The 12,446-nt window shown below is 52.0% G+C and carries 7 protein-coding genes; 4 read left to right on the forward strand and 3 right to left on the reverse strand.

The genetic code is table 11. From position 1 onward, the window contains the following. Positions 1-64: 64 nt before the first annotated feature. On the reverse strand, positions 65-652 hold the full coding sequence (locus SIB68_RS08670) for an alpha/beta hydrolase (protein WP_063399919.1): 588 nt from the start codon (positions 650-652) through the stop codon (positions 65-67). Between the two features lie 24 nt (positions 653-676). Then, on the reverse strand, positions 677-2,566 hold the full coding sequence (locus tag SIB68_RS08675; protein ID WP_236068892.1) for an ABC1 kinase family protein: 1,890 nt from the start codon (positions 2,564-2,566) through the stop codon (positions 677-679). Positions 2,567-2,624: 58 nt separating this feature from the next. Between SIB68_RS08675 and recN the strand changes: the two genes are divergently transcribed. The 4 genes from recN to SIB68_RS08695 all read left to right on the forward strand — a co-directional run bounded on the left by recN (position 2,625) and on the right by SIB68_RS08695 (position 11,221). Beyond that, positions 2,625-4,307, forward strand: coding sequence for a DNA repair protein RecN (gene recN / locus SIB68_RS08680; RefSeq protein ID WP_063399923.1), 1,683 nt, complete (start codon positions 2,625-2,627; stop codon positions 4,305-4,307). A gap of 45 nt (positions 4,308-4,352) precedes the next feature. Next, positions 4,353-7,313, forward strand: a complete 2,961-nt coding sequence (gene uvrA, locus SIB68_RS08685; RefSeq protein WP_063399925.1) for an excinuclease ABC subunit UvrA — start codon at positions 4,353-4,355, stop codon at positions 7,311-7,313. Next, a complete protein-coding gene (locus SIB68_RS08690) occupies positions 7,313-8,830 on the forward strand; it encodes an alpha/beta hydrolase family protein (RefSeq protein ID WP_063399927.1) in 1,518 nt (505 codons plus the stop codon). Before uvrA ends, SIB68_RS08690 begins: the two co-directional genes overlap by 1 nt. A gap of 258 nt (positions 8,831-9,088) precedes the next feature. Next, complete coding sequence (locus SIB68_RS08695; protein ID WP_063399929.1) at positions 9,089-11,221, forward strand: HAD family hydrolase; 2,133 nt, start codon at positions 9,089-9,091, stop codon at positions 11,219-11,221. On the opposite strand, the gene purT is transcribed toward SIB68_RS08695, so the two are convergent. After that, positions 11,218-12,396, reverse strand: a complete 1,179-nt coding sequence (gene purT / locus SIB68_RS08700; RefSeq protein ID WP_063400035.1) for a formate-dependent phosphoribosylglycinamide formyltransferase — start codon at positions 12,394-12,396, stop codon at positions 11,218-11,220. The genes SIB68_RS08695 and purT overlap by 4 nt on opposite strands. Positions 12,397-12,446: the final 50 nt, after the last annotated feature.

Below are 12,446 nucleotides of genomic sequence, written 5' to 3' on the forward strand. Positions count from 1 at the left end.
GGAGGTTCTGGCTGAGGGACACCAATAGAGAGCAAGAGAGCAGTGTTTAGTAGGAATCTAAGCCTTAAGGCTTAGATTCCTTAAGGCCGTCTAGTGGCGAATCGGAAAAGAATTTCACCAAACCAGCGATTGACTCAGCTTTTTGCATGATTCCAAACAGAGCCGGTAGGTTTACTGTCATTGTTTGGTTGGGATAGGCTTTTAGAAAGTGGATGGCATTAAGACCGCCCTTCCCTATTTGCATGCCATTGATTACTCCAGCTCTGAATGCTGGAACACTTACCGAAGGGTTTGGCACGTTGAGAGGGTAGATGATTTTGGATATGCGGTTGATGATTACGTTGCCAATGCGGGTGGTCATTAATCGACTGGTAAGCCCTATAGGAAGTTCTAGCTTTTTATTGAGGAGCTTGGAAACACTTTCTGGGTTTTGTCGACTGAATTTCAGGGCATCTTTTAACAGGCCTCTGGCTTTTCCTGTTTTTGCTAGATATTCCAAATCTGACACTGAGATTGAGCGGCGGAAGGCACCACTCACTAAGGCCACTTCTTTGGCTGCTTCTGCTTTCGGTATCGTTGAAAACAGACTTAATTCCAAACCTAGGCAGAGAGCCATCAGAGATCGGTAAGAATGTTTTTTGGATTGATTCATTAGTGAACCCTTTAGTCACAGAATTTAGGGTGAAACTCCTGCTGCTACCTTGACAAGACGGACAACACCACGTTCGGCGAGACCCTGCGCAACTTTTATACCCATTTTGTGGGTATCAGGTTCGCGGATCAGTCTTGGTAGGCGGCTGAGGACTAGTTCAGGAGTGAAGCCTGGCAGGTTTTGCAAGATAACGATCAGTTGTCGAATTGGTTCTAAATCAAGCAATGAACCATCGTCAGAATTTTCAGACTCCGAACCAATGGCTATAAGTGGAGGTTGCAAGGATCGCGGTAGGTTACGACCCAGACGTTGAAATGTTTGCCAGCCAAAGGCGTCAAGGCGGTTGATTAGTGCTTCAACAAGTTGTTCTCTCAAGAGACCACCGTTGATTGAGAAGAGGAAATCGATGACCTGATCAATTAAGCTGTCCAAGTCGAGCTGGGCTTGGCTTGCAGCACTTGCTACCAGGTTTTCTAGTCGAGTCCAGCGGAAGATTTCCCCGTCAAATAGCATTTCTTTGAGGCTTTGGCGTAATTGAGGGTCTGGATCTTCCATGAGTCGCCGAGCGAAGTAAGGATAAGCGGCACCAAGAATTTTGAATTCTGAATCTACACTTAATGCGATGCCTTCAAGGGTTATTAGTGAACGAATAATTAATGCGTAGTATGGAGGTACTTTGAAAGGGAACTTGTACATTACGCCAGAGAGGTCATCAGTTACGCTTTTGAAATCAAGGCGACTTACACCCATCTCTAGAGCTTGGCTGAAGACACTTTCAAACGCAGGTACAATTGGTTCGAGATTGACATCTTCTGCTAGAAAACCGAGTTTTACAAAGTCTCGTGAAAGGTTGTTGAAATTACGGTTTACCAGATGTACTACTGCTTCAATTAAGCCTGTACGTGATTCTCGGCTCACCTCACTCATCATTCCGAAATCGAGGTAGCAGAGCCGCCCATCGGCCATAGCCAGAAGGTTACCAGGATGTGGATCAGCGTGGAAAAACCCGTGTTCCAACAACTGTTGCAAGCTGCAGTTAACTCCGACTTCTACCATATTATTGGGATCGATTCCTAGCTCTCTCACTGCCTTTAGATTAGTGAGTTTTACTCCATCAATCCATTCCATTGTAAGTACTCTACGGCTAGTAGCCTGTCGATAGATTATTGGTACAGCGATGCGTTGATTATGGCTGTGAAGAGTGCGGAAACGCTCTGCATTGGCAGCTTCATTAAGGTAATCCATCTCTTCAAATACTCTTCGGCCTAGCTCATCAATCAGTGCCACAAGATCACTACGTATCAATCTCACATTGCTTTTTAGCCATGCGGCAATGTTCCGTACGATGTAGAGATCAAGGGTGATTTGTTCACGAAGTCCTGGTCGTTGTACCTTGACGGCCACCTGTTGACCTCCTTTGAGTACGCCTCGGTGGACCTGTCCTAAAGAGGCGGCAGAGATGGGTTCTTTGTCGAGTTGTTCGTAGATTTCTTCGATTGGTGTTTCAAGGTCTTCTTCTATGCAGGCCATAGCCATGACACTGTCGAAGCCTGGCAATTGGTCTTGTAGTTGTGAAAGTTCTTCCAGTAGAACTGGTGGTACCAGGTCTGGTCGACTGGAAAGAGCTTGTCCAGCCTTAATGAAAGCAGGGCCAAGCTCTACTAAGAGTTCCGCGAATTCTCGTGCTCGGGAACGAGCACGATTTGCATCGTTCAGTAAGCCAAAAACTTTGTCCCCTGCTAAGCCAATCAGGAAGAGACCAATTGGTAGAAGTGTTTGCCAGAGTCGGCGCAAAAGGCGCTGTGGATGGCCGGCATAAATTCTGGTAATTGCAGCAGGGTCGTATTCAAGTAGGCCTGCCGCCTCGATGAAATCCCCGAGTTCTGTTTCCATCCTGAGTGGGGTCTTGATCATTCACCCCTTCTAAACGAACCGTGCTGCCGCTACGGTCGGAATCATCACAGGGCTGGACGTGCTCACCGGTCTGCTGCTGCAGAACATAGCTCTGATCGAGAGTCTTGAACTGGAGTTCAGCTCCGGCTTTACGGTGCTCACCGGCGAGACCGGCGCAGGCAAGTCGATTCTTCTCGATGCCCTCGATGCGGTGCTGGGTGGAGCGCAGGGGGCCAGCGGCGTTCGTTTGCTACGCGCTGGTTCTGATCGAGCCAGGATCGAAGCTGCGTTTCAACTCAGCCCTGCGCTTGAACAGTGGTTGATCGAGGCGGAGTTTGACCCTGAAGAGGAGCTCTTGATCAGCCGTGAATGGAAACGGCAGGAGGGTGATCGCTTTTCTAGTCGCTGCCGGCTGAACGGCAGCACGGTGAATCGTCAGCAGTTGCTTGAGCTCAGACCGATGCTGATTGATCTCACTGTTCAGGGCCAGATCCAGTTGTTGTCGCGTGCGGGGCAGCAACGGTTATGGCTGGACCGTCTCGGTGGTTCTTCGCTGGCAGAGGTCAAGGCACAGGTTGCTGATGCCTGGACGGACTGGCGCGTTGCTGCAGATGCCCTGATGGCTCTCGAGCAGGAACAGCAGCGTTTCGAACAGGAGCGGGCTGAACAGGAGCAGCAGTTGGAGCAGCTTCAAGCTGCTGATCTCGAGGATCCAGACGAGCAGCAGCGGCTAGAGCAGGATCAGGATCGCCTCGTTCATGGCGTGAGGCTTCTCGAGGGTCTGGCCTTGTTGTTTGGGCGTCTCCGCGATGGTGCGGATCAGGGGCCCTCTTTGCAGGATCACTTCTCGGCGTCCATCCAGGAGCTGCAGGCCATGGCCCAGTTGGATGGTTCCCTGGAGCCGCTGCGGGATCAGGCTCTGGATCTCGGGGCCGGTGTTGACGCCTTGTTGCGCTCCCTAGATCAATACGGTCTGGCGCTCGAGAGCGATCCAGATCATTTGGAACGGATCCAAGACCGCCTGTCTATTCTAAAACGCCTGCAGCGCCGCTATGGCCTTGATCTGGCCGGTTTGATTCTGCGTCGCGATGACTTGCTTCATCGTCTGGGGGCTGAAGGATTCGCGGTTGATCTCGCCCGCCTGCATCAGGACGAGAACGACCGACGCCAGAGTCGTGATCAAGCCAATGCGGCGTTGCATCGCGAGCGTTTCAATGCAGCGGAGGCTCTCGAGGCGTCGTTGCTTGAGCTGTTGCCCCCTATGGGCCTGGCCAACGTGCGTTTCAAGGTGGATCTCACCCCCTGTGATCCCTCTGACCATGGTGCGGATGCTGTGCAATTCCTGTTTTCCGCCAATCCCGGCCAACCGATGGCACCGTTGACGGAGGTGGCGTCCGGCGGTGAGATGTCCCGTTTTCTCCTGGCGCTCAAGACCACTCTTGCCGCGGTGGATGGGTCCAGCACGCTGTTGTTTGATGAGATTGATGCCGGCGTCAGTGGACGCGTTAGTGGAGCGATGGCGGATCTTCTTCAGACCCTGGCGCGTCAACGCCAGGTGTTTTGCGTCACCCACCAACCGCTCGTGGCGGCCGTGGCCGATCACCATTTCCGGGTAAGTAAGCATGTGCAGGACGGCGTGACCCATTCGCGAGTGTCCCGACTGCGGGACACTCAGGAACGCCGCCAGGAGCTAGCTGACCTCGCTGGTGGTAATCAGGCTGATGCCTATGCAGCGAGCCTGCTGGACCAGCGCACAGCTTGAAGGCTTCGGTTCTTCCTAAGCTCTTGAGCTTTCCAACGGGTCCTGATGGCGCGAGCTGCTGCCAAGATCGCTGATTCAGCTGGCTCGCTGGCGACTCAGGACGACGTGATTCGCGTGAGGGGTGCCCGGCAGCACAATCTCAATAATGTCGACGTCACCATCCCCCGCAACAAGCTGGTGGTGTTCACCGGAGTCAGTGGCAGCGGCAAGAGTTCGCTGGCCTTCGACACGATCTTTGCGGAGGGACAACGCCGCTATGTCGAAAGTCTGTCGGCCTATGCCCGGCAGTTCTTGGGGCAGGTGGACAAGCCCGATGTAGATGCGATCGAGGGTCTCTCGCCGGCGATCTCGATCGACCAGAAATCCACCAGTCACAACCCGCGGTCGACGGTGGGCACCGTCACGGAGATTCAGGATTACCTCCGTTTGCTGTTCGGTCGCGCTGGCGAACCCCACTGCCCCAAATGTGGCCGCTCGATTAAGCCGCAGAGCATCGACGAGATGGTCGATCAGATCCTTCTTTTGCCGGAGGGGACCCGTTATCAGTTGTTGGCGCCGGTGGTGCGCGGCAAGAAGGGCACCCACACCAAGCTGATCAGTGGCCTGGCAGCAGAGGGTTTCGCCCGGGTGCGCATCAACGGTGAGGTGCGCGAGCTGGCCGACAACATTGAGCTGGACAAGAACCACAGCCACAACATCGAAGTGGTGGTCGATCGTCTTGTCGCTCGTGAGGGGATCCAGGAACGGCTGACCGATTCCCTCCGCACGGCCCTCAAACGCGGCGATGGTTTGGCGCTGGTGGAGGTGGTGCCTAAGAAGGGTGAGGAACTTCCCGACGGCGTTGAGCGGGAGCGTCTCTATTCCGAGAACTTTGCCTGCCCGGTGCACGGCGCTGTGATGGAGGAACTGTCGCCACGGCTGTTTTCCTTCAACAGTCCCTATGGCGCCTGTGAGGCTTGCCATGGCATTGGCCATCTGCGCAAATTCACCGTGGACCGGGTGATTCCGGATCCATCCCAGCCGGTGTACGCCGCTGTTGCTCCTTGGGCGGAAAAAGACAACAGCTATTACTTCTCTCTGCTCTATTCAGTGGGTGAAGCCTTTGGCTTTGAGATCAAGACCCCATGGAATGAGCTCACGGACGAACAGTGGGATGTGCTGCTCAATGGAAGCCGCGAACCGATTCTGATTCAGGCCGATAGCCGGTATCGCAAGGGCAAAGGGGGGTACACCCGCCCGTTTGAGGGCATTCTTCCAATCCTTGAGCGGCAGTTCCGTGATGCCAGCGGAGAAGCCCAGCGCCAGAAGTTGGAGAAGTACCTCGAGCTGGTTCCTTGTGAAGCCTGTGGCGGTCAGCGGCTCCGACCCGAAGCCCTGGCGGTGAAGGTGGGTCCTTATCGGATTACTGAACTCACTTCTATCAGCGTGGCGCTGACTCTTGAACGCATCGAAAAGCTGATGGGCGTTGGAGCAGCTAATGGATCTGAGCCTTTGCTCAATTCACGTCAGATCCAGATCGGTGATTTGGTCTTGCGTGAGATTCATATGCGTCTTCGCTTTCTTCTTGATGTTGGGCTCGAATATCTCAGTTTGGATCGACCCGCGATGACCTTATCTGGCGGTGAGGCTCAGAGGATTCGTTTGGCGACACAGATCGGTGCTGGTCTGACGGGTGTGCTTTATGTGCTTGATGAACCAAGCATTGGCTTGCATCAGCGGGACAATGATCGTCTGTTAGCCACGCTCAGACGTTTAAGGGATCTGGGTAACACTTTATTGGTGGTAGAACACGATGAGGACACCATTCGCGCTGCTGACCATCTTGTCGATATTGGTCCAGGGGCAGGGGTGCATGGGGGTCATATTGTTGTTGAAGGATCTTTGGATCATCTGTTGATGGCTGAAGAATCTTTGACAGGTGCATATCTCAGTGGCCGCCGCTCTATTCCTACACCTAGAGAGAGGAGAGAAGGAAGCAGTCGCAGGCTTCGTTTGATTGATTGTGATCGCAATAATCTTAAAAATCTCACCGTAGATTTTCCTTTAGGGCGCCTTGTTGCGGTCACAGGAGTCAGTGGTAGTGGTAAGAGCACTTTGGTGAATGAGTTGCTTCATCCTGCCTTAGATCACAGTTTGGGTTTGAAGGTGCCTTTCCCTCAAGGCTTGGGCGAGTTGCGAGGTGTCAATGCGATCGACAAGGTGATCGTGATTGACCAGTCTCCAATCGGCCGTACACCGCGGTCTAATCCAGCCACCTACACCGGTGCGTTTGATCCGATTCGTCAGGTATTTGCTGCTTCCGTTGAGGCAAAGGCTCGTGGTTATCAGGTTGGTCAGTTTAGTTTCAATGTGAAAGGTGGTCGCTGTGAGGCTTGTCGTGGTCAAGGGGTGAATGTGATTGAAATGAACTTTTTGCCAGATGTTTATGTTCAGTGCGATGTCTGCAAAGGTGCTCGATTTAATCGGGAGACCTTACAGGTCACTTACAAGGGCCACACCATTGCAGATGTTTTGCAGATGACGGTTGAGCAGGCTGCAGAGGTTTTTTCTGCTATTCCCCAGGCGGCTGATCGATTGCGCACGTTGGTTGATGTGGGACTGGGATATGTGAAGTTAGGTCAGCCTGCGCCCACGCTTTCAGGTGGTGAAGCTCAACGTGTGAAGCTTGCTACCGAGCTCTCAAAGCGCGCTACTGGCAAAACCCTTTATTTGATTGATGAACCAACCACTGGCCTCAGTTTTTACGACGTGCATAAGTTGATGGATGTTATGCAGCGTCTTGTTGATAAAGGCAATTCAATTATCGTGATAGAACACAACTTGGATGTAATTCGTTGTTCTGATTGGATTATTGATCTTGGCCCTGAAGGAGGAGATTGTGGTGGCGATCTTCTGGTCACGGGGACTCCAGAACAGGTTGCATCCCATCCCACTAGCCATACGGGGCATTATCTCAAGAAGGTGTTAGCGAAGCATCCTCCTGAGACTGTGTCTGTTGCAGCTTGATGATGTTTTTTCATTCCCGTCTTTGGCTGTTTGCAATCAGTTTTGGAGCGGGGCTTGGACTTTTTCCAAGCTCTGCTCCTGCACTTGAACGCTTGGTGTTTGATCTGCCTGTACTGGAAAGTCAGATTGATTTTGAGCTTGGCGCTGCTCAGAGCGCAGGCGATCTAATTGATGCCAATCCCGATTTTGTGGAGTTGGATCGGGCTACGGATGGTGCTTTTGTGCGACTTCTCAATCAGGTCTTTAACGCTCCCCTGCCAGCGCAGATTGAGAAGGTGATTGAGAAGTCTGTCGGGAAGCCTCTTTTGGAGCAGGCTCTGATCGTAGTAACCAAGTTGGTTCAAGTTGAGGGGTTGCCCCAAGACACCAGTGGAAGGATGTTGCTTGAGGCGCTTTCGCGTGCTTCCAAGAGTGGTCAGCCAACTGTGCTTGGTTTGTTGCGACAAATCCCTGGTCAAGCTGCATCCATCAACTTGTCGAAATTGGCCAGCTATGTCTCACGGCTTCAACGTAATCAGCTAGCAGCAAATTTGCTTGTGGAGAAAGAGGCTCCTGTTCAGATTAAAACTGGATTACGCATGCCGCTTTCCGGGTTGTGGTTAAGTCAGCAAGTTGATTTTCAGGCTTCCCATCGCTCGAAACCGATACGGGTGGTGGTGATACAACCGAAGTCTCGTGCAAATGGTCGCTTGGTGGTCATTTCACATGGGCTTTGGGAGTCTCCGAGAGATCTTCAGGGTTGGGCTGAATATCTTTCTGCTAACGGTTATACGGTGTTGCTCCCGGAGCATCAGGGCAGTGATGCTGATCAGCAGAAGGCGATGTTGGCGGGTGATCAACCTCCGCCGGGACCTCAAGAGTTGCGTCTTCGTGCGATGGATGTGACTGCGATGCTCTCTGCTGTGGAGTCAGGTGGTTTGTTGTCAAGACTTTCCCTCAATACAGATGAGGTCGCTGTTGTTGGTCATTCATGGGGGGCGACTACGGCGATTCAATTGGCTGGGGCACGCTCAACGGATGTGAAGCTCTCTGCTCGTTGTCATAACCAGGATGACCCTGAGCGCAATATCAGCTGGATACTGCAGTGCAGTTGGCTTTCCAAAATGAATGAGTCTTCTGTTGAAGACTCACGGGTCAAGGCAGTTGTGGCGGTGAGTCCGCCGTTACGTCTTCTATTTGATCCAAGTAGAACTTCAGTTTTGACAGCCAAGGTTTTGTTGGTTAGTGGCACTCGTGATTGGGTCGTGCCTCCGGTGCCTGAGGCTCTGGTGCCCATGCGTGATAGTGGTGCTTTGGAGTTTGGCCATCGCTTGGTGCTTGCCCAAGATGGTGGTCACTTCAACTTGATGGCACCTGCAAATCAGCTTCAGCCGGCCACTTTGGCGCCCCTCATTCTTGCTTGGATTAATGAACAGCTTGCAAATCCTGGTGTTGTCACCTTTAGTGGCGGCGGTTGGGGTGATGCTGTGCATCCTTTAGTGGATGTGACTGATGCGGCTCTGAACCTGTATCGCTGAGGCTTTTTGGCCTGGCTTGTTGCGAGCAAGAGGCTTCATTATTCTGTCTTTGAGGTTTGTATTTCTCAACGATTCGCTCTAGGATTTTTGTGTTTAAAAGAGAAAACACATAGAGGGAATATATTGTTGTCGTTTCTAGTGAGCTGGGAGGTTTGGTTCTTATCCTTTCTTTAGGCTTATGAGGATGGAAATTCCTTGATTATTTCTTTATGGCCATCCGCATTTGGATGGTTTCGTTGATCGCCTTGGAGGCATCAGATGGGTTTGAGATTGCTTCATCTGCATCTTCATGGACTGTTTCGATCTCACGACTTGGAATTGGGTCGCGATGCTGATACAGGAGGCCAGGCTCTTTATGTGCTCGAGCTTGTCAGGGGCCTGGCAGCGCGTTCGGAAATTGAGCAGGTTGAGGTGGTTACCCGCTTAATTCATGATCGTCGTGTTTCTACTGACTATGCCAATCCCATTGAGGATATTGCTCCTGGGGCCAAGATCATCAGGCTGCCTTTTGGACCAAGACGATATTTGCGCAAGGAGTTGTTTTGGCCCTATTTGGATGATTTAGCGGATCAGACCGTTAGCCATCTCCAGCAGCAAGAACATCTTCCTGATTGGATTCATGCTCATTACGCCGATGCAGGCTATGTGGGAGCCCTTGTGAGTCGCAGGCTGGGTGTTCCCTTGGTGTTTACAGGTCATTCCTTGGGCAGGGAAAAGTTGCGGCGTCTGTTGGGAGTTGGTGGAGACCATGAACAGATCGAGCAAACATATGCCATTGGTCAACGCATTGATGCTGAAGAGTTGACTCTTGCTCATTGCAGTTTGGTGATTACGAGTACTCGCCAGGAAATTGATCATCAATACGCTCGCTATGGGCGTTTTGTTCCGGAGCAAGCGGAGGTGGTGCCTCCCGGCGTTGATTCCATTCGCTTCCATCCACTCCAATCTTCTAGTGAAACGGATGTTGTTGATGGATTGCTCGCGCCCTTTTTGAGGAAACCTTCTTTACCTCCTCTTTTGGCCATTTCCAGAGCTGTACGTCGTAAGAATATTCCTTTTTTGGTGGAGGCTTACGGCCGCTCGCCTGTGTTGCGTCAACGGCATAATCTTGTGCTTGTACTCGGCTGTCGGGATGATCCTCGTCAGTTGGAGAAGCAACAGCGGGAGGTGTTCCAGCAGGTTTTTGATCTCGTGGATCGTTACGACCTCTATGGCCGGGTGGCTTATCCCAAACAGCACCGTCGTGATCAGATCCCAGCGATTTACCGATGGGCAGCCTTGCATCGTGGTTTGTTTGTGAATCCAGCGCTTACCGAGCCCTTTGGGCTCACTTTGCTTGAAGCGGCGGCCTGTGGTTTGCCGATGGTGGCGACTGATGACGGTGGTCCACGCGACATCCTTGCTCGTTGTGACAACGGCTTGTTGGTTGACGTTACTGATCTGGAGGCACTTCAGGATGTAATGGAGCAGGCTGGTTCAGACGCAGATCAGTGGCGTCTTTGGAGTGATAACGGGATTGAGGCGGTCAGTCGGCATTTCAGTTGGGATGCTCATGTTTGCCATTACTTGGCATTGATGAAGCAACGTCTTGAATTGTCTCAGCCACGAATCTGGGCCACAGATAAAGAGTGTCTGGGCAGTCCACTCGGGCAGAGTTTGTTGTTGCTTGATCTTGATAGTTCTTTGGAAGAACCCGAGGCAGAGGGTTTGGCTTCGCTGCGGGAGGGATTGGAATCCATTGGCTCTGGTGATGCGCATGGTCTGGGAGTATTGACGGGTCGTTCTGTGCAGGCTGCAAAAAAGCGTTATGCAGAGCTGCATCTTCCTTCTCCTCGGGTTTGGATTAGTCGCGCGGGTACTGAAATCCATTACGGATTGGGGGATCAGTCGGATCGCTTTTGGCAGGCCCATATCGACGTTGATTGGCGGCGACAGGCAGTGGTGTCTGCTTTAGCTGATCTCAAGGACCATTTGACCCTTCAGGACGATCAGGAGCAGGGTCCTCACAAGGTGAGTTATCTATTGAAAGAGCATGGTGAGGCGATTTTGCCACTCGTCCGTCAGCGTTTAAGGCAAAGGGGTCAGGCGGCACGTCCTCATTTGCGTTGTCATTGGTTTTTGGATGTGGTGCCTTTGCGGGCTTCCCGAAGCGAAGCCATTCGCTATCTCTCTCTTCGTTGGGGATTACCTCTTGAGCAGATTTTGGTTGTTGCCAGTCAACAAGGTGATGCTGAATTGGTAAGGGGATTGACTGCTTCAGTAGTCCTTGCAGAGCATGATCCTTGTCTGGAGGGTTTGCGACATCAGCAACGAGTGTTTTTTGCTAACAACCCGCATTTGTTTGGACTTTTAGATGGCTTAAATCACTATCGATTTTTCTTAAAGTCTTAACTGACACCCTTACCCTTTATTACCTGGATGGATGCGGCGGCTCGATCAGCTTTAGAGCGAACTGCTTCCATAGACTTGCCTTTGGCTAAAGCAACCCCCATGCGACGCCCTGGTCGAGCATTGGGTTTGCCGAACAGCAATATCTGGGTGTCAATTTCTGAGAGGGCTTTCTCCACTCCTTTGTAGGAAATGGATGAGAGATTGTCTTTTGCCAGGATTACCCTGCTTGCTGCTGCATCTGCAGTTTGAATAGTAGGAATAGGTAAGTTCAGCACTGCGCGCAGGTGTAGTTCGAATTCACTAAGGTTTTGGCTGATAAGGGTGACAAGTCCGGTGTCATGTGGTCTTGGTGATAGTTCCGAGAAAATCACTTCATTGCCACAAAGAAAGAACTCCACCCCGAACAATCCCACACCATCAAGATTTTTGGTAATAGTCAGAGCCATTGATTGGGCTTGCTTGAGTTGTTCAGTAGAGAGTTCTGCTGGTTGCCAGCTGCATTGATAATCTCCTCCAATTTGTTCATGCCCGATTGGTTCGCAGAAGAGGGTGGAGCCATCCTCTTGGCGAATTGTGAGCAAGGTAATTTCGAGATCAAAGTGAAGGAACTCTTCCACGATGACTCGCGGTGAGTTACCCCGGGACCCTGCCATAGCGGCTTGCCAGGCTTGCCGAAGGCCTTCAGGATTGCTAACCACACTTTGGCCTTTGCCGGAGGAGCTCATGACTGGTTTGACCACCACTGGCCAGCCCAGGGGCTCAGCTGCATGTTTGAGTTCTTCGGCACTGCCGGCATAAGCAAATTTTGGGGTCAGTAGAGCCAATTCAGCGCTGGCGAGATCTCTGATTCGATCGCGATTCATCGTTACGGCTGTGGCTCGGGCCGTAGGGATCACTGTGATTCCTTCGTTTTCAAGCTCTGCCAGTGCATTGACTGCCAATGCTTCGATCTCTGGAATGACTACATCCGGTTGGTGATGCCTGATGATGGCTGTGAGGGCTTCTGAATTGTTCATGTCCAGAACCTCTGCTTGGTCTGCTACTTGCATGGCCGGGGCCCCGGAGTATCGATCACAGGCGATGACATGGCAGCCCAACCGTTGAGCGGCGATTGTTATTTCTTTGCCGAGTTCTCCGCTGCCAAGTAACAGCAAGGTTTTTGGTAAGACAGTCATCATGAAGGTGTTGATGATGAGTTGATCTTCGCGCTCGGCTGGTTAGGGGA

The organism is Prochlorococcus sp. MIT 1323 (genome assembly GCF_047304905.1).
Classification (GTDB): Bacteria; Cyanobacteriota; Cyanobacteriia; order PCC-6307; family Cyanobiaceae; genus Prochlorococcus; species Prochlorococcus marinus_D.

What these genes read in the sequence shown, in the direction of transcription:
- SIB68_RS08690 (WP_063399927.1), top strand. Translation starts at nt 7,313, where the DNA reads ATGATGTTTTTTCATTCCCGTCTTTGGCTGTTTGCAATCAGTTTTGGA.
- uvrA (WP_063399925.1), top strand. Translation starts at nt 4,353, where the DNA reads ATGGCGCGAGCTGCTGCCAAGATCGCTGATTCAGCTGGCTCGCTGGCG.
- purT (WP_063400035.1), bottom strand. Translation starts at nt 12,396, where the DNA reads ATGACTGTCTTACCAAAAACCTTGCTGTTACTTGGCAGCGGAGAACTC.
- SIB68_RS08670 (WP_063399919.1), bottom strand. Translation starts at nt 652, where the DNA reads ATGAATCAATCCAAAAAACATTCTTACCGATCTCTGATGGCTCTCTGC.
- SIB68_RS08695 (WP_063399929.1), top strand. Translation starts at nt 9,089, where the DNA reads ATGGGTTTGAGATTGCTTCATCTGCATCTTCATGGACTGTTTCGATCT.
- SIB68_RS08675 (WP_236068892.1), bottom strand. Translation starts at nt 2,566, where the DNA reads ATGATCAAGACCCCACTCAGGATGGAAACAGAACTCGGGGATTTCATC.